Source organism: Glutamicibacter sp. FBE19 (assembly GCF_015524875.1).
In the GTDB taxonomy this organism is placed as follows: domain Bacteria; phylum Actinomycetota; class Actinomycetes; order Actinomycetales; family Micrococcaceae; genus Glutamicibacter; species Glutamicibacter halophytocola.
The window spans coordinates 332,228-356,689 of sequence record NZ_JACKQN010000001.1; the positions used below are offsets into that span (position 1 = coordinate 332,228).

24 protein-coding genes are annotated in these 24,462 nt (G+C 60.7%); 6 read left to right on the top strand and 18 right to left on the bottom strand.

The genetic code is table 11. From position 1 onward, the window contains the following. Window positions 1-108 precede the first annotated feature (108 nt). From H6F58_RS01460 to H6F58_RS01510, 11 genes are all read right to left on the bottom strand, one after another. On the bottom strand, window positions 109-1,356 hold the full coding sequence (locus H6F58_RS01460; protein ID WP_195180931.1) for a Fic family protein: 1,248 nt from the start codon (window positions 1,354-1,356) through the stop codon (window positions 109-111). A gap of 286 nt (window positions 1,357-1,642) precedes the next feature. Beyond that, entirely contained in the window at window positions 1,643-2,485 is an 843-nt protein-coding gene (locus H6F58_RS01465) for a transporter substrate-binding domain-containing protein (RefSeq protein WP_195180932.1), read from the bottom strand. A 68-nt stretch (window positions 2,486-2,553) separates the two neighbouring features. Then, a complete protein-coding gene (locus H6F58_RS01470) occupies window positions 2,554-4,092 on the bottom strand; it encodes an ABC transporter ATP-binding protein (RefSeq protein ID WP_195180933.1) in 1,539 nt (512 codons plus the stop codon). Next, entirely contained in the window at window positions 4,085-4,936 is an 852-nt protein-coding gene (locus tag H6F58_RS01475; protein WP_195180934.1) for an ABC transporter permease, read from the bottom strand. Before H6F58_RS01475 ends, H6F58_RS01470 begins: the two co-directional genes overlap by 8 nt. Continuing rightward, on the bottom strand, window positions 4,929-5,882 hold the full coding sequence (locus H6F58_RS01480) for an ABC transporter permease (protein ID WP_146276672.1): 954 nt from the start codon (window positions 5,880-5,882) through the stop codon (window positions 4,929-4,931). The genes H6F58_RS01475 and H6F58_RS01480 overlap by 8 nt, the downstream gene beginning before the upstream one ends. Before the next feature lies 1 nt (window position 5,883). Next, window positions 5,884-7,425, bottom strand: a complete 1,542-nt coding sequence (locus H6F58_RS01485; RefSeq protein ID WP_195180935.1) for an ABC transporter substrate-binding protein — start codon at window positions 7,423-7,425, stop codon at window positions 5,884-5,886. 216 nt (window positions 7,426-7,641) lie between these two features. Further along, window positions 7,642-8,943 carry an MFS transporter gene (locus H6F58_RS01490; RefSeq protein ID WP_206693383.1) on the bottom strand — a complete coding sequence of 434 codons (1,302 nt, stop codon included), beginning with the start codon at window positions 8,941-8,943 and terminating at the stop codon, window positions 7,642-7,644. A 129-nt stretch (window positions 8,944-9,072) separates the two neighbouring features. Beyond that, window positions 9,073-9,564 (bottom strand): very short patch repair endonuclease, encoded by a 492-nt coding sequence (locus tag H6F58_RS01495; RefSeq protein ID WP_146276667.1) that lies wholly within the window; start codon window positions 9,562-9,564, stop codon window positions 9,073-9,075. A 152-nt stretch (window positions 9,565-9,716) separates the two neighbouring features. Beyond that, on the bottom strand, window positions 9,717-10,901 hold the full coding sequence (locus H6F58_RS01500) for a low temperature requirement protein A (RefSeq protein WP_348536356.1): 1,185 nt from the start codon (window positions 10,899-10,901) through the stop codon (window positions 9,717-9,719). A 61-nt stretch (window positions 10,902-10,962) separates the two neighbouring features. Beyond that, window positions 10,963-11,292, bottom strand: a complete 330-nt coding sequence (locus H6F58_RS01505; protein WP_146276665.1) for a nuclear transport factor 2 family protein — start codon at window positions 11,290-11,292, stop codon at window positions 10,963-10,965. Between the two features lie 16 nt (window positions 11,293-11,308). Beyond that, window positions 11,309-12,064: an SDR family oxidoreductase gene (locus tag H6F58_RS01510; protein ID WP_146276663.1), complete on the bottom strand. Its 756-nt coding sequence runs from the start codon at window positions 12,062-12,064 to the stop codon at window positions 11,309-11,311. 68 nt (window positions 12,065-12,132) lie between these two features. Between H6F58_RS01510 and H6F58_RS01515 the strand changes: the two genes are divergently transcribed. After that, on the top strand, window positions 12,133-12,819 hold the full coding sequence (locus H6F58_RS01515; RefSeq protein ID WP_146278208.1) for a TetR/AcrR family transcriptional regulator: 687 nt from the start codon (window positions 12,133-12,135) through the stop codon (window positions 12,817-12,819). A 176-nt stretch (window positions 12,820-12,995) separates the two neighbouring features. Here the strand turns inward: H6F58_RS01515 and H6F58_RS01520 are convergent, their stop codons facing one another. Both H6F58_RS01520 and H6F58_RS01525 read right to left on the bottom strand, forming a co-directional pair. Continuing rightward, a complete protein-coding gene (locus H6F58_RS01520) occupies window positions 12,996-14,309 on the bottom strand; it encodes an APC family permease (RefSeq protein ID WP_195180937.1) in 1,314 nt (437 codons plus the stop codon). A gap of 18 nt (window positions 14,310-14,327) precedes the next feature. After that, a complete protein-coding gene (locus H6F58_RS01525) occupies window positions 14,328-15,212 on the bottom strand; it encodes a carbon-nitrogen hydrolase family protein (RefSeq protein ID WP_060702863.1) in 885 nt (294 codons plus the stop codon). 83 nt (window positions 15,213-15,295) lie between these two features. Between H6F58_RS01525 and H6F58_RS01530 the strand changes: the two genes are divergently transcribed. Both H6F58_RS01530 and H6F58_RS01535 read left to right on the top strand, forming a co-directional pair. Then, window positions 15,296-16,072 (top strand): FCD domain-containing protein, encoded by a 777-nt coding sequence (locus H6F58_RS01530; protein ID WP_195180938.1) that lies wholly within the window; start codon window positions 15,296-15,298, stop codon window positions 16,070-16,072. 81 nt (window positions 16,073-16,153) lie between these two features. Next, the gene (locus H6F58_RS01535) at window positions 16,154-17,323 is read left to right on the top strand and encodes a hypothetical protein (protein WP_195180939.1); all 1,170 of its coding nucleotides are present in this window, start codon (window positions 16,154-16,156) and stop codon (window positions 17,321-17,323) included. Between the two features lie 164 nt (window positions 17,324-17,487). On the opposite strand, the gene H6F58_RS01540 is transcribed toward H6F58_RS01535, so the two are convergent. Then, the gene (locus tag H6F58_RS01540; protein ID WP_244652222.1) at window positions 17,488-17,805 is read right to left on the bottom strand and encodes a hypothetical protein; all 318 of its coding nucleotides are present in this window, start codon (window positions 17,803-17,805) and stop codon (window positions 17,488-17,490) included. A gap of 678 nt (window positions 17,806-18,483) precedes the next feature. Here H6F58_RS01540 and H6F58_RS17895 point away from each other — a divergent pair. Beyond that, window positions 18,484-18,630 carry a hypothetical protein gene (locus H6F58_RS17895; protein WP_186467966.1) on the top strand — a complete coding sequence of 49 codons (147 nt, stop codon included), beginning with the start codon at window positions 18,484-18,486 and terminating at the stop codon, window positions 18,628-18,630. Then, on the top strand, window positions 18,615-19,562 hold the full coding sequence (locus H6F58_RS01545; RefSeq protein WP_186467965.1) for a YbdK family carboxylate-amine ligase: 948 nt from the start codon (window positions 18,615-18,617) through the stop codon (window positions 19,560-19,562). Before H6F58_RS17895 ends, H6F58_RS01545 begins: the two co-directional genes overlap by 16 nt. Before the next feature lie 116 nt (window positions 19,563-19,678). Here the strand turns inward: H6F58_RS01545 and bcp are convergent, their stop codons facing one another. From bcp to H6F58_RS01565, 4 genes are all read right to left on the bottom strand, one after another. Then, window positions 19,679-20,155: a thioredoxin-dependent thiol peroxidase gene (gene bcp / locus H6F58_RS01550; protein WP_146276649.1), complete on the bottom strand. Its 477-nt coding sequence runs from the start codon at window positions 20,153-20,155 to the stop codon at window positions 19,679-19,681. Between the two features lie 149 nt (window positions 20,156-20,304). Then, complete coding sequence (locus H6F58_RS01555) at window positions 20,305-20,472, bottom strand: hypothetical protein (protein ID WP_195180941.1); 168 nt, start codon at window positions 20,470-20,472, stop codon at window positions 20,305-20,307. Between the two features lie 116 nt (window positions 20,473-20,588). Further along, the gene (locus tag H6F58_RS01560; RefSeq protein ID WP_060702859.1) at window positions 20,589-20,846 is read right to left on the bottom strand and encodes a DUF4235 domain-containing protein; all 258 of its coding nucleotides are present in this window, start codon (window positions 20,844-20,846) and stop codon (window positions 20,589-20,591) included. Between the two features lie 9 nt (window positions 20,847-20,855). Beyond that, entirely contained in the window at window positions 20,856-23,327 is a 2,472-nt protein-coding gene (locus H6F58_RS01565; RefSeq protein ID WP_146276647.1) for an ATP-dependent DNA ligase, read from the bottom strand. A 159-nt stretch (window positions 23,328-23,486) separates the two neighbouring features. Between H6F58_RS01565 and H6F58_RS01570 the strand changes: the two genes are divergently transcribed. Next, a complete protein-coding gene (locus H6F58_RS01570; RefSeq protein WP_146276645.1) occupies window positions 23,487-24,407 on the top strand; it encodes a Ku protein in 921 nt (306 codons plus the stop codon). Window positions 24,408-24,462 lie beyond the last annotated feature (55 nt).

A 24,462-nucleotide genomic window follows, 5' to 3' on the forward strand; every position in this document is an offset into this window, starting at 1 on the left:
AGTTGGACTGTAATAGTCAGGGCAACTTTTGGGGAGTTTTTCGTATGTTCAAGATGAAAATCATCGCGGACACTAAGACTTCAACTGGAAAGAGCAGATGATGCCGCTCTATGTCGTTCCTGCCACACGGCGAAGAGACTTTGAATATTCGTCTAGCACCTTCAGAACCCCGTCATGCTGCCAGATCCGGTTCCTGCTTCGCCCAGATTTTTCAACGAGCACGCCCCGTTCGGTCAGCTGGCCGAGCGCACGCTGGATTGCGGCATCGCCTAAATTGAGCTGGCTTTTCAGATACCGGGCGTTGACGACAGGTTGAGAAATTAGTCGCGGAAGGATTTTCCACGCGGCGGAACTTGAACGCAAACCGGCCAACTTTGCGGTCGAATCATCTATCTGTGCGGCAAGCGAATCGATCAAGTCCTTGCCAGTGTTTGCCGCAAAAATGGAGGCGTTGATGAAGGCATGGATGATTGGTGCTGCGTTTCCGTCGCGGAAGGCTTTTAGGGCATCAAAATAGGCAGTTGTATCTCGCAAGATTCCAGCGGAAATTGGTGCAGTGGTGTACTGGGTAATTCGTCGGTTGCGCAACACGCTGTGAACTAGGGCGCGGCCAGTTCGCCCATTGCCGTCCACGAATGGATGGATGGTTTCAAATTGCGCATGGGCGATTGCCGATTGGATTATGGCCGGCAGATCGGTGCGGGCAATGAATTCAGTGAGGTCTTCCAATGCGTCCTGAACCAGACTGTGGTGTGGCGCAATGTAGGCAGATCCGCGAGGTCCCGCTGTATCCGACCCACCGATCCAGACAAGTTCGCTCCGGAGTTTTCCGGCTTCGTCTTCCATGCCAACTTGTTGCTTCATTAAACTTTGATGCATGGAGAGGATGCTGTTGAGGCTGATATCTTGGGCAAGCTCAAGCGCCGATTCCATCGCATGAACGTTACCGACAACTGTGCGGGCGTTGGCTTTATCGCCTTCGTCGATTTCCGCTAGCGCGAGTTGACGTGCTGTTGCAGTCAACTGTTCAATCTGGCTGCTTGAAGAGCTTTCAGTTCGGAGTAAGACGCTGGACATAGGGCCAAGTTCAGGGCTGTCGTTGCCGAGTTTCAGAAGCGAATAGACGTCAAAATCCTGGAGTGAATGCAGAGCTTCTTCTAGGCCGGGGATCTTCAATGCTTCGGGCTGAGGCGACCAATCAGCAATGCGGGCAGGCAACGCAGACAAGTAGGGGCCGGTTTGCCGCTGAACCTCAGCGTTGGAGAAGATCTGCGGATTTGAAGGCTTCCAAAAGTGCTCCTGGTACCCCAGAGGAGGGACACTGAACCCCGGATAGGGGTTATCAGAATCAACCATGGGTCCCTCCAAAGTGATAGTAACGATTATCTTACTATCACTTTCTCAGAAAGTGATAGTAACGAACTGGCTTACTATCACTTTCTTTTTGATGCTTTGTGCAACACACACTGTCGACCGAGAAGTGAAAGCCGAACTCGTCACTCGAGAGATTGCACGACCTTGGCCCAGATCGAGCACGTGACCTGATTCAGCCGCTTTTAAGTCCTCTAATCCGAAGCATATGAAGACGCCGTTATCCGCTCATCTTGTGAGCAGAAAACGGCGGCTTCATTTGGTTTCGAACCTATCCAAACCAAGGCTTCTCAGCAGCATCCAACGTACCGTCGTGCTTGGCCATGTTCAGCCACTGGTCGACATACTCCTGGAACTCGTCATCACCCAGAGGCAGCAGGTAGGCCTTCTGCGAGAAGTTGAACGGCTTGTCCGGGTGAACCGCGCAGAGCTCTGGATGCTCATGGGCAACCCAGCGGGTTTCCGAGGCATCAGTGGTCATGACGTCTGCGCGTCCAGCGATGATCTCGTCAAAGATCTTGTTGTTGTCTTCAAAACGGATGATCTCGCCCTTGGGGTAGTTGGCATCAGCGAACTTCTCGTTGGTTCCGCCGATCGGCGTAATGGACCGGACCCCAGGCTGGTTGATTTCCTTGATGGTGTCGTACTTGTCCACGTTTTCACACAGGGTGATCGGCGTCTTGCCCTCATCCAAGGTCGCTTCGCTGTAATAGGCCTGCTGGGAGCGCTCAAGGGAAATCGACACCCCGCCCACCCCGATGTCGCACTTGGAGGTAAAGTCCGGCATCAGGTCTTTCCACGTGGTCTGAATGAACTCGGCTTCCACCTCAAGTGACTTCGCCAAGTTCTTGGCCATGTCGATATCAATTCCAGACCATTCGCCCGATTCTGGATCAAGGTAGGTGAAAGGCCGGTAATCACCGGTGGTGCAGACCTTGAGCTTGCCGGACTCGCTGACGCTGGCCAGGCGCGAGCCGGTGTTCTGGGCGGTTTGGCCGCCATTGTCTTCTTCTTGGGCGGGCGCGGAACACCCCGAGACGAATAGGACCGCACCCAGGGAAAGCAGGGATGCGGAGCGGATGAAGGACGAGATCTTCTTTGAACGGTCGGTCATAGCCAACAAACCTATAAGCACCCTCGCCAGAGGCACAAGAACTTGGGCGTATCTTACGCGCAGGCCAGCTAGCCAGCTGCAGTGGCCGCCGCAGTGATATCCAGCGCAGCGACGAGGTCCTTGCTGTGCTGATGCTCCGCGTTAGTCAAGAAATCGTTGAGCGGACGATGCTCAACGAGCTCGCCCTCATAGAACACCGCCACATCATCACTGGCATAGCGGATCACGTCCATGTCATGGGAGATGACCACCAGACTCAGCCCCATCTTGTCCCGCAGCTCCAGCAGCAGATCCAGAATGTGGCGTTGGGCTACCGAGTCCAAAGCAGAGGTTGATTCATCACAGATCAATACCTGGGGATTCGTGAGCAATGCGCGGGCGATCGCCAAGCGCTGCAGCTGGCCGCCCGAGCACTGGCCCGGCCGGCGCTCCAGCAATCCTTCGGGCAATCCCACTTGGGACATGGCCTGAGCCATGCGCTCCCTGGCCTGCTCGACGGGCAGCCGGTGCACCGCTGCGCTCATGCTGGTGCGGATGGCTAGCTTGGGGTCAAAGGACGAATAGGGTTCCTGGGCAATCACCTGAACGCGTGTGGCAGCGTCACCGTTGTGCTCGGTGATGATGCGCCCGGTGGTTGGCTGTTCCAACCCGGCCAGCAGTCGGGCAAAGGTGCTCTTGCCAGAACCAGAACGGCCCACAACACCTAGCACCTGGCCACCGTGCAGGCACAAGCTGGTTGGCTTCAGCGCGGCTTGTCCCTTGGCCCGGCGAGTGTAGTTCTTGCTCGCCTCCACCGCTTCCAAGAGGCAGCCGGAAGTTTCGGTGCGTGGTTCTCGCGGTGCCGGAAGCGCCGCTTCAACCAGCTCGCGGGTTTTGGCATGGCGGTCCTTGGAGAAAATCTGCGCCGTGGGGCATTGGTCCACGATCAGCCCATCACTGACCACCACCACGCGATCGGCAATGTGCTGGATGCTGGCGATGTCATGGGTAATGAACAAGACGCCAACCCCGCGTTCTTGCTGCTTGCGGCGCAAGAGCTGCAAGACCTCGGCCTTGAGAATCGAGTCCAGCGAAGAGGTTGGTTCATCGGCCAGGATGAATTCGGGGTCAGCGGCCAATGCGATAGCCAGCATGGCCCGCTGCGCCATGCCGCCGGACAGCTGATCCGGACGCTTGCCGGCAACCTGGGCGGCCGGGAAGAGGCCCACTTCTTCGAGCAATGCGAGTACCCGGGGTTCATGCAGCCGTGCCTTGCCCCAGCCGTGGGCGCCCATGGCTTCGAGCAGGTGGGCGCGGATGGTCATGCGCGGGTTCATGACCCGTTTGGGCTGCTGAAAGAGCATGCTGATGCGCCGTCCGCGAACCTGGTCCATGGCCTTGTCGCCGAGCTGGTCCAGGCGCTGGCCATCGAGCAGGACCTGCCCCTCGGCTTGCAGCTGTTCCGGCAACAGACCCATGATCGCTTTGGTCAGCAGCGTCTTGCCTGAACCGGAACGGCCAACTACCGCCACCAATTCGCCAGAACGCAGTGCGCCACGTGCGCTGGAGAGCAAAAGCTTCTGCCCGGAACTGACCGACAGGTCAATGAATTCAAGTTCTTTAGCCATGGATTTCCGCCTTGGGCTCGCTATCCAGAACGTCGTCTCCACCCAATACATGGGTGATGCGGTTGCCCAGCAGTGTCACGCAGAAGCTGACCAGGAAGATGGCAGCTCCCGGAGCGATCAGGCCCCACGGGGAACGGATGGCATGGGGCTGGGCCTCGGCCAGCATGGATCCCCAGTCGGACTGCGGCGGCTGGACGCCGATGCCGAGGTAGGACAGCGAGCCGAGCAAGACCAGCAGCAATCCGAAGCGCAGGGCAGCCTGGGCCAGCACCGGACCGGCCACAAAGGGCAGGACGTGATGGCGCAAGATGAACCAGCGCGAAGCCCCGACGTGCTTGGACGCTTCCACATGGTGGGTGGAGAGAACCTGGGCCGCCATGGACCGCACCAAGCGTGCGGTGGGGGTCCACGCGACCACGCCCACCGAGAGCACCATGGTGAAGAAGCCGGGACCCATGACCGCGATGATCAGCAGGGCAATGACAATTTCAGGCAAGGCCAACAGCAAGTCGTTGACGCGCAAGAAAATCTCGTCCAGCCATCCGCCACGCAACGCGCTGAGCAAGCCCAAGATGGTGCCAACCAGCAGCGAGAACAGCGTGGTGATCAAAGCGACGGACAGCGAGAACTGTCCGCCGTGCAGTACGCGGCTCAAGGTGTCGCGGCCCAGGGCGTCGGTGCCCAGCAGGTGAACCATGTTGGGTGCTTGCAAACGGTCTGCAAGGGACTGCGCGTCAGGATCATAGGGAGAGATCAAAGGGGCCGCAATGGTCACGATGACCACCGCCAGCAAGATGAACGCAGGAGCGGAGAGAAGAATCCTTGAAGCTGATCTCTTAGCCATGTCGAACTCCGATTCTCACGTTGGGGTCACTGAGCTTGTGGATCAGGTCAATGATTCCGGTGACCAGCACTGCGCAGGTCACCACAACCACCACGCCACCTTGGGCTACTGGAATGTCCGCGTCGGTAATGGCATCAAAAATCAGCCGGCCCATGCCAGGAATGGCAAAGATGACCTCGACAATGACTGAGCCGCCCAGCAGTCCGGCAAACCACACGCCCACCATGGTCCACAGCGGCAGCAAGCCGTGGGGAACGACGTGGCGAGCCAATGCCTGGGTGCGGCTCAAGCCGCGGGCACGCGCTGCGAGCACGTGCTCGGAGTCCAGCGCCTGGCGCACTCCGGAGCGCACAGCGACGGTGAAGAAGCTGATGGGGCGCAAGGCCAAGATGAAGACCGGGAGCACCAGGGAGGCGGGGGAGTCGTAGCCGGCCGAAGGCAGCAAGGCCCAGCGCACGGCAAAGAGCAGGACCAGCAATGGGGCCAACGCGTATTCGGGAATGGCGATGAGCGCATGGGTGATCGAGGTGATCAGCTTGTCGGGCCATTGCCCGGCTCGGGTGGCTGAAATGACGCCCAAAAGAATCGATACAAGGATGGCTGCCAGCAAGGCGCTGCCCGCCAGTGACAGGGTGACGCCGATGGCCGGCAATACCTGGTCTGCCACCGGGGTGCCGCTGATATGCGACAGGCCCATATCGCCAGTGAAGAACCGTCCCAGCCACCGCCCGAACTGCACCAGCATCGGGTCGTGGAGGCCAAATTGCTCAGCGTAGGCCTGGACCGTCGCCTCATCGGCTTCGCCAAAATCCATTCTTGCGCGCAGCAAGGACCGCACGGGGTCCCCGGGAGAGACAAAGGGGACCAGGAAGACCGCGAAGGAGGAAAGCAGAACTGCTGCGCCGAGTCCAACGACCCGGCGCAGCACGGTGGCTAGTGGTGACACGTTATTTGGTTTTCGCCAGGTCCTTGGTCATCACATAACGGGTCAGCGGGTCCTGGACATAGCCCTGGACCTTGGAGCCCACGCCGTCGATGGCCTGTTCATTGACCAGCCAAACATTCACGGCATCCTTGGCAAGGATGTCTCCGGCCTGGCGGTAGAGATCATTGCGCTTGTCCTGGTCCTTCTCAACCTGCGCCTGGCCCACCAGCTTGTCGTAGTCCTTGTTGCAGTAGTGGCTCAGGTTGTATCCGCCCTCGCAGGTGTAGTCGGCCTGCAGGAAGCCGATGGGATCAGCGATGTCGATCATCCGGTTGCGCTGGCTGAGGATCATGTCGTACTTGCCGGCCAGCACATCTGGCTCCACCGCGCCGTAGGACTTGGTGACGACGTTGGCCTTCAAGCCGATCTGCTTGAATTGCTCCTGGATGATGGCACCCACGCCAGCGAATTCGGCGCGCTCGGTGATCGCGATGATGTCCAGCGGCTTGTCCTGCTTGTAGCCGGAGGCCTCCACCAGCTTCTTGGCTTCCTCGATATTCACCTGGGGCACGGCCAGATCCGGGTTGGCCCACGGCTCGCTTGGCGCAAACGGGCCGGTGGCAGGCTGGGCGGCGCCTTCATAGATGCTGGCGGCCATGGCTGGCAGATCCAAGGCCATGGTGGCTGCCTTGCGCAGGTCCGCGTTGTCGAAAGGAGCGCGCGAGTTGTTCAGGTACAGGGTCGAGGTGCGTGGCGAGTCGGCCTTGAGCACGCTGACCTTGTCGTCGGCTTCCAGCGTGGCCAGGCTGGTGGCCGGGATGGACATGGAAATGTCCGCCTCGCCGGTCTGCACCTGGGTGGCGCGGGTAGCGCCCTCGGTGATGTAGCGGATTTCGCCGCCAGCCAGCTTCACCTCTCCGTCCCAGTAATTCTCATTGCGGTCCAAGGTCAGGGACTGCCCGGCTTTTTCCGAGACCGGGGCAAAGGGCCCGGTGCAGTGGTTCATCGGGTCGATGCCCTGATCGGTGTATGCGGCAGGGGAGAGCACGCCAGCGTTCACGCTCGCCATCCGGTATGGGAGCAGTGGATCCGTGGCTGGGGTGGTGACGCGCACGGTGTCAGCATCAACGGCCTCGACCTTCTTGATGGTCTTGGGGTTCACTGCACGTGCCGGCGCAGTGGCTTCAAGGACGTGATTCAGCGACGCGGCTACAGCTTGGGCATCAAATGCGGTGCCATCCTGGAACTTCACGTTCTTGCGCAGCTCGAAGTCCCACACGGTATCCGAGGTCTGCTTCCAGGAAGTGGCGAGCATCGGCTCGACCTTCTTCTCGGTCTGGTCATACTTTGTCAGGGTTTCCAGGCAACCGGCGATAGAGAGCACATAGGCATCATCGCTTTCCAAGGCCCAGTTGGACACCGGGGCGCGGAAGTTTGCTACGACTACTCGGGCCTCCGAGTCTGCCGCCGCGTCCGGGGCAGGGGTAGCGGTGGAGCTGCAAGATGTCAGTACGAGGGCAAGAGCCGCAAATCCTGCGGCTGCGCTCAGTCGTCCAAGGTTCATGGAAATCCTTCGGCAATACGTGATGAATTGGCATCTAATGCATTAGGGCCTTGGTAAGCGTATCCTAATTCGAGCTGTTTCCCGGAGGCCATGAACCAGGCGAGATGGGATGGAGCGCCAAGGGAAATTTCGTTTTTTCACTTACGCATGCTGAGTAGTGGAAAGTTGATGTCAGCTGTGGAAGTTCTGGCGGTAGTTTGCGTTATGTGTCGCACTTCATGCGATATGGGTGCGCAACAAGCGGTCGTGGACCACCCGGGAGCCAATCCATGAGGCCAACAGCAATGGAATGATCAGCACCAGCCACGGAACGAAGGCCGGTACCGATGAATCCTGGGACTGGGACAGCAACCAGCCGAACAGCAGATTCCCCAGAAGCACGGCCAGGCCGCCGCAACTGGAGAGCAAGCCGAAATAGGAGCCGGTGGCATTGCCGGCCGCGAACTTCGGAACAAATCCCAGTGCCGTGGGGTGCACGCTCATATGGCCCAGCGTCATCAACGTGACCGCGCAGAGAATCCGCAGAGGGGACGCATCGCCACCGAATGCCGATGGGGGAATGAAAGCGAGCACAAGGAATCCCGAGGCACTGAGCAGATAGCCCATGCGAAGCGTCCAGGCGGCGCCGATTCGCGCGGCGAGCCAGGAAACGGGCAGCTGCAGGCCCAGCGTCAGGATGGAGATCCAGGCGAAAATGAGCCCGAGCCATTGGGCTGGCATCTGATGGCGCTGCAACTCCAGGGGGATGGCCAGATACAGCTGGTTATAGGCCAGCAGGTCCGAGGCATGCAGTGCGCAGAATGCCACGAACCCTCGGTCCTTCAGGCACCGGCGCAGGCCGCCGCGCGGCGTGGTGCGCTGTGTGCGGGAGCTGGCTGCTGTTGGCGTGGCGCTCGCCGGCACGGGCTGGCGCAAGGTGATGGCCAGGAAGATCCCGATGGCCACAAAGAAGACGGCGCCGAACCCAGCCACGGTGGAAAAGCCCCAGTTCCACAGGGCCGAACCCACCAATGGCCCGGTGACGGCGCCGATTTCTCCGGTGATGCTCAGCCATGCAAACAAGGTGGCCCGGCGAACCTGCTGGTGCTGTTCTTGATCCCGGGCGGTTTGTGCCGCGGCCACCAGGATGTTCAGCCCCGGGGAGAACAATGCCCCGCCGAATCCGGTGAGCAGCGTGCCGAGGATGAACAGCCAGAGAACGGGCGTGCTGGCCCACAGCGAGGCGGCCAGGATGAGGAAACCGGCCGCGCGCACGGCGCAGCCGATCAGGATCATGCTGCGGGCGCCATAGCGGTCGGCCAGGGTGCCGCCAGCCAGGAACAGGCCCTGCTGGGCAAAGGTCCGGATGCCCAGGATCAGACCCACCGCTGAGGAAGCAAGCAGGAAGTCCTGGGCGAGGACCAGAGCCAGGAATGGCACCACGGCGTAGAAGCCGATGTTGAACAGCGTCTGGGTTCCCAGCAAAACCGGGATGCTGGAACGCGGTGGCGTGACGGGCGCGGGCTGCGGAAATCTCATGGCCTGAAGGGAACGATCTGTCGAGAGGAACGCCCCGGGACGGTTCCCGCGGGTGCGGAAAGGGGCAAGGCCACCATTTTAGCCAACGGCCGGACGCATTCACGAAGGGTGCCGGCTGCCGCCCGCAGATCAGCGGCGCGGTGCCTGCCTGGGCGGTCCGAGGAAACGGACGGCGTTCTCCAGCACTTGTTCGGTGGATTCGAGCTCGCATTCCCAGATGGTCAGCGTCTGCCAGCCCAGCGCGGCCAGATCGCGGCGGGTGCGCGCATCCCTGGCCTGATTCTCATCCAGCTTGGGATTCCAATACCCGGTATTGGAGGAGGGGCGCCGGCGTCCCACCGGGCAATCGTGCGAGTGCCAGAAGCAGCCATCCACAAAAACAGCCTTGCGCTTGGCGGTGAAGACCAGGTCGGGCGAGCCGGGCAGCTTGCCTCCGCGAAGGCGGATCTCCGGGTAGTCCTGGCGCAAGGACTCCTCCAGGCTGGCTGGCAGCGCGCCGTGCAGCCGGTAGCGGTATCCAGCGGCATGCAGCAGGCGGCGCAGGACCAGTTCCGGCGTGGTGTTCTTGCCCCGGATCCGCGACATGAGCTGCGAACGCCGTTGCGCCGATATGGTGTCCATGCTCCATGGTGCCGCTGTTCAGGGCAGGGACTCAAGCCTCGCCCACGGGATGTGCCGGGGAGCCCCGGATGCCATGGCGCTGATCTCCGGGGTGCCGGTCAGCTTATCGGCAACAACGAGGAGCATGTGGGGATCACCGTGGCCCAGCGCTGCTAGCCGTTGGCATTGATCACCGGGGTGGCGACGGCGCCAGGGCGGCGTTCGGTGGCCAGCACGCACAGGATGATGCCGGCGGCCACGGCGGCGACCGGAAGCACCGACGGCAGGAAGGTGCCGGCGAGGATGACCGCGACCCCGGCCAGGAACAGGGCGTTGCGGGCCGTCGGGAGATCACCGCGGAGGATGAGCAGCCAGATGCCCAGCGCGAAGAGCGCCACCGGAACGGAGAGCGTTCCGGCGGTGGCGATGGCCGGCAGCTCGGAGTGCCCGGCGGCCTGGTCGATGGCTACCTCCACGCCCGCGGAGAAGGCTCCCGCCGCCGCGAAGATCACGTAATGGGAATATCCGTAGGCCAGCGAGGAACGCAGGGTGGTGATCAAGTGATGGTGCCCGCGGGAGAAGTAGATCCACCACATGCCCGCGGCGGTGATCAACGCACAGGCCGCGATGAACATCAGCGCCCCGAGGTTCTCGATGGTATGCAGGCTTTCCACCACAGCATTGGCCGAGGCCAGGATCGATTCACCGAGCAGGATGAGGGTGAATAGGCCATAGCGCTCGGTGATGTGGTGTGGGTTCGCTGGGGTGCGGCGGTGGGATTCGGCCCATGCCGGCACCGAGATTTCCGCGGCCACCAGCACGAAGAAGCCGATGAATCCGGCGGTCTCGGGCAGCAGGAGCCGGGCGAACCATGCCACCTGCACCACCGTGATGCCCGCCGCGTAGCGCAGCGCCGTGGCGCGCAGCTCGGAGTTGCCCATCGCCACGCGGAGCCACTGGGTCACCAGCGCCAGACGCATGATCGCATAGCCGATGGTGATCGCTGTGAAGTCGTGCTCTTCCATGGCCGCGGCCGCTCCGGAGGCCAGCACCAGGACCCCGGCCATCTGGATGAAGGCCAGGATCCGGTAGAGCCAGTCGTCGGTGTCGAAGGAGGTGCCGAACCAGCTGAAGTTCATCCAGCACCACCAGATGGCGAAGAAGACCATCAGATAGCCTAGGACTCCGGCACCCAGGTGGTTTTCCGCCGCCATATGATGCAGCTGCACCGAGGCGAAGGACACGGCGACCACGAAGACCAGGTCGAAGAACAGTTCCAGCGGGCTGGCGGCGCGGTGGGGCTCTTTCGGGTCACGGGGCAGCATGGGCGGCAGGAAACGCGGGGGTGTGGGGTTCACGATGTCGTCTTTCCAATTCGGGCGGCGGGTGATGCGTGGCGGGAACCATTACGGGCGTTGGCTAGCCTTCCCGGATTCTCATGCTGGCCAGCTTGCTTCCCGCGAGATCAAAGGTGAACTTCGAGTGGCCATTGGCGTAGTTCGATGTCCATTCCCCGATCACGGTGACCTGTCCATCTTGCTCAATGGTCCGCTCGATGTCCAGCGTGCCGCGGGCGCCGATGAACTCCTTGTCGCTCCATGCCTTGATTTCCTCTCGTCCGGTGAATTTCCGGCCCCAGTCATCCACCCACCCATCCTCGGTGAATGCATCGAGGAAACCGTGCTCGTCATGGGCGTTGACAGCCTTCCAGAAGGAGGCCAGCGGTTCGGGAATGCTCTGCGGTTCCATGGTTTACTCCTATCGGTCAGCGGGTGGTGTAGCCGCCATTGGCGAAAATCGTCTGGCCGGTGATCCACCAGCCGTCGGTGGCAAGGAATGACACGATCGGGGCGATGTCCTGGATCTGCGTCAGCTGTCCGCCCATCGCCTGGGACTTGTGGAACTCGACGCGCTCGGCGGTTTCCTGCCCGTAGAAGAACGGGGTGTCCATAGGGCCGGGGGCAATGGCGGTCACCGAGATTCCCCGACCCGCGAATTCCTTGGCCGCTGCCCGGGTGAAGTGCTCCACGGGGCTCTTGCCGCCGGCATAGGTGGAGTAGCCGTCCGTGAACGCGGCCAGCAAGGAGGTCACGATGGTGATGATCTTGCCGCCCTCGGCAAGATGGAGGCCAGCGGACTTGATGAAGAAGTAGGCGGCTTTGCTGTTCACATCGAACATCGAGTCGTACTCTTCCTCCGAGGTCTCGATGATGGGCTTGCGCAGCACCTTGCCGACGGTATTAACAGCCACGTCGATGGTTCCCAGAGCGGCTTCGGCCTCGACGAAGAGACGTTCGACGGCTGCCGGGTCGGTGAGGTCGCCACTGAGGATCACCCCCTCGCTGCCGGCCGCGCGGATCGCGGCCAGGGTTTCTTCAGCCTGCGCGCGCGTGGATTCCGAGTTGTAGTGGATGGCGACGTTGGCTCCGGCTTCGGCCGCTTGCCGGCTGATCAGCCCGCCGAGATTCTTGGCTCCCGCCGCCACGAGAACATTCTTGCCTTCGAGGGTGTGCTTGCCCAATGTCTTCTCCTTCTCGCTATTCCACCAATACACGTCTGTATATCAGTGATATGAGATACTATAACAGTATGACAGGAGATGGTCGAGGGGATACACGGACCCGCATTCTGGACGCCGCGGCCCAGATGATTGCCAACGGACCGGGCGAGGAGATTTCGCTGCGTGCGGTCTGTGCCGAGGTCGGCGTGAAGATGCCTACCCTGTACCACTTCTTCGGCAATAAGCAGGGCCTGCTGGAGGCGGTCATGGATCGCGGTTTCGACCTCTACCTGGCGGAAAAAGAGGCCCATGAAAGCAGCGGCGATCCGATCCAGGATCTCCGCGATGGCTGGGACGCCCACGTGGCATTCGGGGTCGCGAACCCGGGTTTCTATACCCTCATGTACGGCAAGGTGGTCCCGGGATATTCGCCCGCAGCGCAATCGCGGCCCAGTCAGATCCTGCGTGGCCTCACGGAAAGGGCCGCGGCCCAGGGCCGCCTCGTCGTCTCCGCCGAGCAAGCGGCGGCGCATATTCTCGTCACCAACATCGGGGTCACGCTGCGCATGATCATCCTGGCGGAGGAAGACTGGGAGCTGTCTCGCTCGGTCCGGGAAGGTGCCATCGCGGCCATTACGGGCACGGGAACTGACAGTTCGCCGCGTTCGATCATGCATCTCGCTCTGGAATATGCCAATGCCCGGCCTGATGTGCTCGGGCAGGAAGAAACCGCCATGCTCTCGGCGTGGCTTCGCCGGCTCTCCGATTCCCAGTAGCAGCCGGCCTGCAGCATTCCGGGCCGCACCCGATAATCCGGGTAGGTTGGAGACGACCGGGCGGCCCGCCCATAAGGAGCTGGATGGCGTTCATGGGCGGACCGTGCTAAGGCGCCGATGAACGCTGAGGGGGCGCTGCCTCCTCAGCTGGATTCTTCAACGCCTTCCAGCGCCATCTAAGATGGCTGGTGCTTGAATCCCTTGGTGGTGAGCGCCAAAATAACCGCTCCGATCACCAGCCAGATGGATCCAATGACCACGGCGTGAACATCAAGCTGGGTGAGCAGGAACCCGATGACCAAGACGCCAATGGCGGGGCACAGGACATAGAGCAGCGTGTTGAGCTTGTTGCCGGCACGGCGCTGCCGATCCCAGTAAACGATGACCGAAACGTTGACCATGATGAAGGCGATAAAGGCACCGAAGTTGATGAATGAGGTCGAGGTGGCCACATCCATGAACATCGCAATCAGGCCAACCACGGCGATGGCCAGGATGGAAAAGACCGGGGTGCTGAACCGTTCGTTGAGCTTGCCAAAGATCTTCCGTGGAAGAACTCCGTCGCGACCCATCGCGTAGAGCAGCCGGCTGCCGGCTGCCTGGGCTGCAATGCCCGAGGTGAACTGGGCGATGACCAGGGCGGCCAGGAAGATCGCGCCGAAGAGGTTGCCGCCGATATGCTGTGCGATCTCAAATCCGGCAGCGTCAGAGTTTTCAAAGACTCCGCCCGGGTTCACCAGCTGCACCGTGTAGGCCACGACAACAAAGATGCCGCCGCCAATCAGCGCAATCAGCATGATCGCCTTGGGCACGGTGCGGCGGGGCTCCACGGTTTCTTCGGTCAGCGTGGTGACCGCATCAAAACCGAGGAAGGAATACGCGGCGATGGCAGCTCCGGCTGCGATCCCGGCGGGGGTCGCGCCGATCCCGGTGAAAGGCGTAGCGCTCACCAAGGCGCCTGCGCCGTGGTCACCGGAAACGCTGGCTATGGAGAGAATTACGAAGAACACGATGACCAGGATCTGGAATGACATCAACACCAGATTCACCCGGTCGGCCACCTTGATGCCGATGATGTTCAAGATCGTGGTCAGCACGATGAACCCGAGAATCCACGCCGGCATGGGCACCGCCGGGAATTGGGCCTGCAGGTAGGATCCGCCGATCAGCCAGATGACCATGGGCAGGAACAGGTAGTCGAGCATGGTGGCCCAGCCGACCAGGAATCCGACCCGTCCATCGATGGTTTTGCGCACGTAGGTATAGGCGGAGCCAGCTACCGGGTAGGCGGCAGCCATCCGGCCATAGCTGTTCGCGGTGAAGAGCATGGCCAGCAAGGCGATCAGGTAGGCGCTGGCGCTGGCGCCACCGGTTTCAGAAGCAATGACCCCGAAAATGCCCAGGACAATCAAGGGAGTCAGGTAGGCCAATCCGAAAATAACCAAGGACGGCAATTTCAGGGTGCGAGTGAGTGCAGGGGTGGAAGACATGGAAAACTCCGTCGTTTTCTAAGAGCGATGTTTAGGTTGCTGCGGGGCCCAGCGCGCTGGATCAAGTTCGCCGTTGTAGAGCGGAAGCTTGATCGAGGCATCGCCGGGATGGAATTGCGACCAGACGCGGTTGGTGCCAGCGGTGCCGTGCTCGCGGACCCTTTGCACTGCCGCCGGATCAATGCGAACCACCAGGGTGTCTTCGCCGAGACCGGCTTCGCCGAGGACCATGCCCTCGGGATCCACGGCGATGCTTCGTCCGCGTCCTATCGGGGAGGCGCAATTGACGCTGAGCATGTAGACCTGGTTCACGATGGCATTGGCGCGGGCCAGGACCAGCTCTTGTTCGCGGTCTTCGCTGGTGGTCTTCACGATATTCAAGATGGCGTTGGCGCCCATCCATGCAAGGTGGCGCGAGTGCTCGGGGAACCATGCGTCGTAGCAGATGGACAGGCCGACGGCCCCAGCGCCGGGCACCTTGGCCACGACAAATTCTGTGCCCGGCTGGTGCGGCTCGAAAGGGCGCCACGGGAACATCTTGCGATAGCTGGCAACGAGGGTGCCATCCGGGGCGAAAAGCAATTGGGTATTGCGGAATCCTCCGTCGGCGTCGCGCTCGCCGATGCTTCCTGGGCAAAGCCAGATCTGATGTTCTGCGGCGATGGCGCCGAGGGCGGCGACGAACGGATCATCGAGCGATACGGCGGCTGCTTCCAGGGCCGCGCTGCGTTCTTCAACCGGCAGGTGCTCTGTACCCTGCAGATGCAATTCCGGGTAGACCAGCATCTGCAAGGGGCCGTAGGTCTCCAGGGTCTTGGCGACATCATCGGCAAAAAGCTGGAGCGGATCCTCCAAGGGCAATGGGACCCGCTGGGCCAGGCCTGCGGTAATCATGTGGGGCATCGTGAGCTGCTTTCGAAAAACCTATAACTGATCAATATGAACAGTTATTCAAATGTATGTGACGCAGCCGATAGACTCAATACATGACGGCGAAAAATATTTCGGGGCTAACCCACGCCGAAGAGCGAGAAATCGACCGGCTGCTCCATGCGGCACCCGGCGCTGCGGCAGTAACCCGTTTGTCAGCCGTGGAAACCGTCAGGGCGAGAATTCTGCTCTCGGTGGAGCATGGACTGCTGGTTCCGGGCGGAAAACTTCCCGGTACCGAATTGATCGCTGCCGGCCTTGAAGTCAGCGTGATCACCGCGCGCCGCGGTTTGGAAAGCCTGGTTGAAGATGGCGTGCTGGAGCGCCGCAGGGGGCGAAACGGTGGCACCTTCGTGGCCCAGGCGCCGCCCGAACTCAACGATGTTGCTGTGCAAGCTTTCCATGATGACGTGCCAGAGGTGCTGCGCTTGATAGACCAGCGAAGCCTGATGGAAAGCGCCATCGTCGCTCAAGCGGCCTTGAATGCCACCGAAGCCCAATGCCAGCAGCTGGAAGAACTGATTCGGCTCTCTGCCAGCGCAGCCAACTGGCATGAGCACCATATTCCGGATACCAAGTTCCATCGCCTGGTAGCCGAGATCAGCGCACTGCCTGAAGTTCCCACCTATTTGTCCAGCTATGAATCCTTGCTCAAGTATTTTGTCCCCTACCCCCAAGAGAAGCTCAACGAGGGGCGAGGGCACCACCAGCAACTCGTGGAGGCCTTCCGCAAGCGGGATGCGCTGGCGGCAATCGCAGTAACCAGGGAACATGTGGATGCTTTGCGGAGGGAAATGTTCTTCGGGCTTCACGCTGAACCGCCGACAAAATAGGGCAAACCGGTTAGCGGCCAGCTATTCGTCACGTGGGTGGCGATACTTACTGTCAATGAAAGCAAGAGATAGGATCACACCATGATCCGTGCTTTCTTTTTCCTTGGTGTGGGGTTAATAGCCGGTGGCTTCATTGGCAGCTATATTGGCGAACCGGGAGCTGGTGCATGGGGCATCGGGTTCGGAATTCCGGTAGCGTCCATGGCCCTGGTGTTCTGGCTTGTCAGCCGTACCTTGCGAGGGATCCATCCAGATAACCCGGTGATGGCAAAAATGGCCGTGCAAGCCGGGCGGGTGGGCATGGCCCGTGTCGAGCATGTCGGAGAAACCGGTACTCGAGTCAACGAGCGGCCGCTTTGCGACATTGAGCTAACCGTGCAACCACGACATGGGCAGCCCTTCCGGACGAAATTTCGCAGAGTCCTGAACTTTCAAACGAGCGTAGCCCTGATACCCGGCTCGGTGCATCCGGTAGCCATCTTGATCGAGGGGGAGCCGGATGTCAGCTTCATCAAACCCGAGGAACTGAGCGACCAGAGCTTGCTGAAGCTGCCAATCCCTTCTGCTGCTTCCGCCGGAGAAGTGCGCAGTCCAAAATCGGGGAGACTGCGACCCAACGGGACGCGGACCAAGCCATTGATCGGAACCAGCAAGCGATGGTTCCCGCTGCGCGCGCTGCTGTATCTTGTCATGTTCTGCGTTGGTGCTGTTATCGTGCTGCTGCCGATGCGCGGTGCAGTGGAACTAAGCGTCGAATCCAAGGAACTCACCGGCTCCTGGATACCCGACATGAGAACAGAACCAGGGGTGAGTGCTGCGCTCAACGCCCTGGAGCAGAAGGTCGGACATGACCGGGTCAGCCGGGTGAGCCTGTACAAGGACTTTGTTCTCATCGATGCCCCGGTGGGGCCAGGCACGCTGAACACCGATAGCTGGCAGTTCCGCGGCGGGAAACTGACCAGTAGCGGACCTGCTTCCACCCAGCCTGAATCCGAAGAGGAACTCTTCAGGATCCCTGATGTCCACTGGCAGGCCTATTGGCCTGCCGTGCAGTCCGTCAGCTCGGGGCTGGACAAAACAATTACCGATGACATCGGAATCTTCTCGGAACGGGAGACAAATTCTGATCTTGGCGGCGATTCATTCATGCAGCACACCGGGGATGTTATTGCCCGATTCACCGTCAATGAACCGTATTCTTCCATCGCCTACACAATGAACGGACAGGGTGAAAATATCTCCGATGACTGACTCTCAAGACCTGAAGCCGCGTAACCGCCTGGCTTGCTGGCTGTCCATCCCGCTGGACACCTGGGTTCGAATCGAAGTCGAATAGTTCCACCTAAGCGAGACGGTGGAACTATTCGACCGTTTCGGCAGGCATCGGAAAGAAGCTCCGGCAATAGACCGCGGCGCTACCCGAGGGGCATCTCCATGGACTGCTGGGTCTCTGGCGTGTAGACCGGAACGGCGTTGGCCACGGCGCTGTACTTCCAATAGCGCACCCTGAACGACAGCATCCCTTGCCCCTCGGATTGATCGAACAAAGCGCGTGTCCGGGTATTCCGGGGCAGCTCGTCGACAATTTCCAAGGCAGCATTGGGAGGCGAGACATGGATGAAGCGCAATGTCTCGCACGGAGTGTCCAACATAGCCACGAGAACCGGGCAATTGTGGACGGAGACCAGAGCCATGACATCTTCTGCAGGCTCATGGGGTTGTGCAATGATCACGGGCATGCCTTGAGCCCATCCGTACCGGCTGAGATGGCGACGACCATCTCGTGATCCCAGAAGTTCCGCGACGCGTTCAGCAGTTTTCGACCTGACGATACGTCCTGGCATTATTACTACCTCCACTTTGCTCGTAACTTTCGAGTGAATCCCCACAAGTCACGCCACTTCCAATCTTGCGCAATGCCCCGTCATGCAGGCAAGGTTCGCCATCGAGAGGAAACAGAGTGTACCTCCAATCTAATTCACCCGGGCAGGGGGCGAGATGGGCGGCAAATGGCTCACAGCGTTCTCTCAGCTTTTGTGGTTGTTGAATAAGATTTTTCGACTTTACTAGTTGATGACTATATTTGCAGCAAGTCAGGCCGATCTGCTCGATTCATGTGGCTCGTCGGTCCTCAACGCGTTCTAAGTCCAAGCTTGCTTGCCCATCTGCCAGCGATTGGTGGGAAAAGGATGGGAATGCATCGTCTTGCGGGGTGGGCAAGCAGGCAAGATGTAGGGTGTCAGAATCCAGCGCCCCGTGGTAACGGGCATCCGCGGAGGATTTTGCCCTTCGCTGAATCCACAAGGCGGATCACTCAACTGAATAGCGGCAGGCACCGCGCCGAGCCTGGCTAATCCATCCGGAGAACGCGAGGGCGGCTGAAGTCTCGAGTATCACCAGGGAGGCATGAAATGAGCACGTTTGGCATAGAAGAAGAATTCTTCTTGTTCGATGGCGAAACAGGGCTGCCTGCTGATTCAGCAGGGGGCAGTTTCGGCATGTCTTGGATATCCAACGTGATGGCGAAGTGCAAAATGAATTCTTGGCCTGCCAGATAGAGCACGCCAGCTCCATATGCCATGACCGGGAACAGGCTTTGGAAGAATTGGCCGGTTTCCGCAGGGACCTGGCGGCGCAAGCGGCTTCTCATCAGCTGCTGGTCGGCGGAGTGGGGACGGCGCCGATGGCTGCCCCATGGCCCCCGGAACTCACCGATAATGAGCGGTACCGTCAGATCGGGAATTTCCTTTCCGGAATCGCCACGGAGCATTACGTCTGCGGCTTGCACGTACACGTGTCCATCCCTGATCCGCAATCGGGCGTCATGGCGCTCAATTTCCTGCGCGGCTGGCTGCCCTTCCTATGCGCGCTGGGCGAGAATTCTCCATATTGGAAGGGTGCGGACAGCAGTTTTTCATCGTGGCGGACGATTCATAGCCGGCAGTGGTCAGTGCAGGGAATTCCACCATATTTCAAGGATTACGAGGACTATTCCGCGAGGCTCGAAAGGATCAACGGAATGCCGGCCGTGCTCGATTCGGGCCATATTGGATGGGCGGCCAGGCTCTCGGACAAGTACCCAACGATTGAGGTCCGCGTTGCTGATTCGCAGTTGCGGGCACAAGACTCGGTATTGCTCGCGGTGCTGATGCGCGGGCTGGTGGATACCGCGGTGGCGGGGAAGCATCCTCCCGCCGAGTACCTGCCGGAGATCCTGGACCTGTCATTGTGGCAGAGCGCCAAGCACGGAACCAGCGGAGCGCAGGTGGACACGGAAACGGGACGCTTTGCCAGCGTGGAAGATTTGGCCGGCAGGATGCTGCGGCGCATTGAACATGCCTTGAAGGCTCATGGAGATTACGAATTTGCAGTGATCTCCCTGAGAAACCTGCTGGAGGCCGGCAATGGCGCGGTGCGGCAACGGGCGGCTTTCGACCAAGGAGGCATTTTGCATCTGCTGGCCAACGCCCACGCTGAAATGCAGGTGTAGGCAGGCTGCATCGCGAGGTCCGCCCCTCCTTCGAAGTGTTAGGGCGCCAAGCAGGTGCCAAACGCCATCAGGCCCCTGCCGGAGTGGGTCCGGCAGGGGCCTGCTGAAAGTGGTTTCTAGACGGCGAGGGAGTCGCGAAGGCGTGCCACGTGTCCTTGGGCATCCACGCCGTATTCGATTTGGCGTATGGTGCCATCTGCGTTGATGACTGCTGTCGAGCGGAGGGTTCCCACCATGGTCCTCTCGCCGAAGGTCTTTTCTCCGTAGGAGCCGTAGGCGATAGCAACTTCATTGTCAGGATCGGAAAGCAACGGGAAATTCAGCGATTCATTGCTGGCGAAAGCAGCAATTTCTTCGGGTGCGTCCGGGGAGATGCCTAGCACGGAGTAGCCTGCAGCCTGCAGCGAGTTGAGGTTGTCGCGGAAATCGCAGGCCTCTGTGGTGCAGCCAGGAGTTGCGGCCTTGGGGTAGAAGTACACGATGACATTCTGGCCGGAGTAGTCCGACAACGAAATGGTGGCTCCCGTGGAATCCTTCAGCGAGAACGAAGGAGCAGGCTGGCCGGGGGTCAGTGGGGAAGAATGAGAAGCCATGAGCATCAACTTTCGTATAGTGATAATTTATTTTCATTCTAAGTGATGGGAGGCGTTGATTGCCAGAGCCCTGGCGAGCTTGCCTGCCTCGAATTAAACACCACGCGAATAGACGTTCAGTCCGCCAGGACAGGTCCAAGAAGGAAAGATCAACCATTAGCGCGGCTTAGCTTCTGCGCCCTACCGCGCGGATGGTGCTGGGTCGGCGCTATGGCGCGCACGTTGAAGCTGCCGATACTGGCCTCTCCGCCCTCGCCCGACTGCTCTTCCGTATCTCCACGACTGCCGAACTTTCCAGGGTTGCGCTTGTCGGCCATTGCGGCGCTCCTTTCGCCAGCTCTCCGGCGGCTTCCGGAAGCCGACTCTGGGACGACGGCTACGTCCTACGGGTCTGCAGCATAACGAGAACTGCGTGGGTCCCGGGATGAGGGCATTAGACAGCCGAGGCCTTGTCCTCAAGGGATCGTGTCCATCGCTTGGCCAGCGCCTGTATCGCAGCAGCGCTGGCTCCGGAGATCACCGCGAAAGACAGCACCTTGCCCAAGGCCGCTTGCTGCTGTTCCTCAGGATGCGCCACGGATGGCGGCTGCTCGCCTGTTGCCTTCTTCCAGGCGCTGGCGACCAACTTGGCCCCAAGCCATCCCGCTCCCAGCGAGAGGACTGACCCAAAGATCTTGGCTAGAGTTTTCATTCCATTCTCCTATCTTGTTTCGATGATCGAGGTGGATTCCCACCGGACCTCGTGCGGTTCCTTGTCCTCGCGCAAGCCTCGCCACACCGGGTGGCGCAGCAGCCCGGTGCCGGTCAACTCGCTGTAGCGCACCTCGCCCACGAGCTTGGGGCTAGTCCAGTGGGCATCGCGGCGGTGCGCCGCCGGGATGTCCTTGGCAGGAGGGGTCTTGCGCCCCAGCTTTTCAAGCCGATGGCGAATCGCGGTGAGCTGGGCATCACTGAATCCGGTGCCCACCCGGCCCGCGTAGCGCAGCCCATCGCGCCCCGGGACGGCCAGCAGCAGCGAAGCGAAGCTGCTGCTTCGTGCGCCGAGGCCTTTACGCCAGCCGATGACAATGACTTCTTGGTGGATTTCGTGCTTGAGCTTGATCCAGCTCCCGTTGCGGCTTCCGGGCTCGTACAACGACGCGCAATCCTTGGCGACTACGCCTTCCAGGCCGATGTCCTGGCTGATCCGCACGGCTTCGGCAACCGTGCCGTGGTAGGCCGGAGGGATCTTGGCGCTTTGATGCTCGAGCGTGAGGGAATCCAAGCGGCGGCGGCGTTCGGCATAGGGCAGGCCGGTGAGGTCCTCGGGTCTGCCGGACGCTGAAGGCAGCTGCAGCGCATCGAAGAGCAGGTACTGGATGCTGATGGCGCGGGCTTGCCGGGTCTGCTTCTTGCGCATCGCGGCGACGTAGCGTTGAAGCAAGGAGAAATCCGGCCTGCCCGCCTCATTCAATGCCACGATTTCGCCATCGACCACCGAACCGTCTGGCAACAGGCACCCCAGTTCTGCCAATCCCGGAAAATCAGCGCCCAGTTCGTGGCCATTGCGGCTGAATAATGAGAGCGTTCCGCCTCTGGCAACGCCGATGGCACGGTAGCCATCCCATTTCATCTCAAAGCTCCAGTCCTGCGTGCTGGAAATGTCCTCGGCGGTACCTGCGGTGGCGAGCATCGGTCGTGGCGGCCGCCGGGACAGGTATGCCGCGGCCTGGACAGGTTCTGAGGCCAGATCATCCGTTGCAGTGTCCGCGGCGGGCTGGTCCTTGGCCAGCTGCAACAGCCAGTTGTTCTTCCCTCCCATACCCGGTGCGTGGACCAGCACGAAACGCCGGGGAATAGCGCCGAGCCCACCCCCGGGCTTGCCCTGGAGTACCGCAATGACTTCCTTGCCTTCACGCCACTTTTCAATCCTGCAGGTGCCCGCATCCCAGATGGCCACCTCACCGGCGCCGTATTGACCCTTGGGGATCCTCCCTTCGAAGCTCCCATAGGACAGGGGATGATCCTCGGTCATCACGGCCAGCCGCTGGATCCCGGATTCCAGCGGCGGCCCCTTGGGTACCGCCCAGGAAACCAGCACTCCGTCGTGCTCTAGGCGGAAATCCCAGTGCAGCCGGCGGGCATGATGTTCCTGGATGACAAAACTCGACCCTGAATCCGCACTCTGGCTGCTGCCGGTTCGTCCTGCGGTGGCGGTTTGCCGGGGTACCGGCTCCGGGGTCTGCAATGCATCGCGCTTGGAACGATAGACGGCCAGCCGATCGGGATCTTCCCTGGCCGATTCGCCGGCGGCCAGCGGAGCCAGCGGGTCGATCCCGTCCTGCAGCCGGTCCAGGACTTCGGGGTACTCCAGCTGCTCCAGCCCGGTGGCCTCGACTTCCTGCCAGGTCCGGGGCGCGGCGACGGTGGGCCGGGAGCGGCCGCGCAACGAGTAGGGGCAGACGGTAGTTTTCGCTGCATTGTTCTGGCTCCAGTCAACCAGCACCTTGTTCTCCCTCAGGGAGCGCTTCATGCTGGAGACCACCAGCTGCGGATGGTCCTTTTGCAGCGCGCTGGCCAGCTCCTTGGCCACTTCGCTGATCTGGTCCGAGCTGTATTTTCCATCCAGGCCCGCATACAGGTGAATGCCTTTGGAACCGGAGGTCACCGGGATACTGGGCAACTTCATGCCCTCGAGGATTTCCCGGCAGATCAAGGCGACTTCCGCGCACTGCTCCAATCCGGTTCCCGGGCCGGGATCCAGATCCAGGACCAGGCGATCCGGGTTGGCAGGGTCCAGGGAGGAATCGAAACGCCACTGGGGCACATGGATTTCCAAGGCGGCCACTTGGGCTATCCATGCCAGCACGGCTTCGTCATTGACCATCGGATAGGTATTGGCGTGGGTCTTGTGCTCAAGTTTGGCGCGGGGGATCCATTGGGGCGCGGACTCTTCCAGATCCTTGCGGAAGAAGACCTTCCCGGGTTCCGCGGCGGTGCCGACCCCGTCCACCCAGCGCTTGCGCGTGGCAGGCCGCCAAGCTGCGTGCGGCAAGAGGGCCGGGGCAACCTGCTGGAAGTAGTCCATCACCTCGCCTTTGGTGGTTCCGGTGGCCGGATACAGGACCTTGTCCAAGTTGCTGACCTTGAGGGTGCGTCCAGCGACCTCTACAAATTGCTCCTTGCGTGCCATACCAGTCCTCCGCTTGGGGTGTGCAGCCCAATCTTCCGGGGCTGGAGCAGATAAGCCAGCGTTCCAAGCAAGCTTTGTGCTTGGTGCCGAAGCTTGGGAGACCCTGCCAATATGCCTTGGGCCGTGACGGTCCTGGGCATCTGATGCTTCACTGGCTCCATGCGAGCTATCTGGACTGGATCAATTGCCTTCGGGCTGGTGAACGTCCCGGTCAAGGCGTACGGCGCCACCGAGGACCACGACATCGACCTGCACCAGGTCCATGACAAGGACGGCGGGAGGATCCGTTACGAGCGCCGCTGCGAAGTCTGCGGGAAGAAGATCGCCTATAAGGACCTGGACAAGGCCTTCGAAGATGGCGAACGGACCATCGTGCTCACTGATGAGGAGATGGAGGAGCTGCCTGCGGAGAAAAGCCGCGAAATCGAAGTGGTCCAGTTCGTTCCGGCGGACCAGATCGATCCCTTGATGCTGGAGAAAAGCTACTATCTGCAAGCCGATTCCACATCGCCCAAGGCCTACGAATTGTTGCGGCGCACCCTGCAAGACACCGAGAAGCTGGCCGTGGTGCGTTTCGCCCTGCGCCAGAAGACCCGGCTGGGGATCTTGCGGGTGCGCTCCACGACGATGGTGTTGCAAGCGGTCATGTGGGCAGACGAGTTGCGTGATGCAGAGGCGCTGGCACCGGAGAAGTCACCTCGGATCAGCGAGCAAGAGCTGAAGATGTCGTCCAGCCTGGTGGAGCAGTACAGCGGGGATTTCACGCCGGATCAATTCCAGGACGACTACCAGGTCCAGCTCAAGAAACTGATTGAAGCGAAAATCGAACAAGGAGAGCAGCTGGATACCGAAGCGACCTTCGGAGAGCCGGAAACTTCCGAAGGGTCCGGCGAGGTCATCGATCTGATGGAAGCGCTCAAACGCAGCATCGACGGGCGCAAGGCAAAGACCCCGAACAAGGCATCCACGGAGGGGAAAACCTCAGCTATGAAGAAGGCCTCCAAGAAAGGGCAGGCGAAGAAAACGGAGACGAAGAAATCGGCTTCGTCCTCATCGGGCAAGAAGAAGGCCTCCGGCTAAGCGGGGAACTGCGGTACATTATTCGAATCCCTTATGGATGAAGGCGTACGGGAAA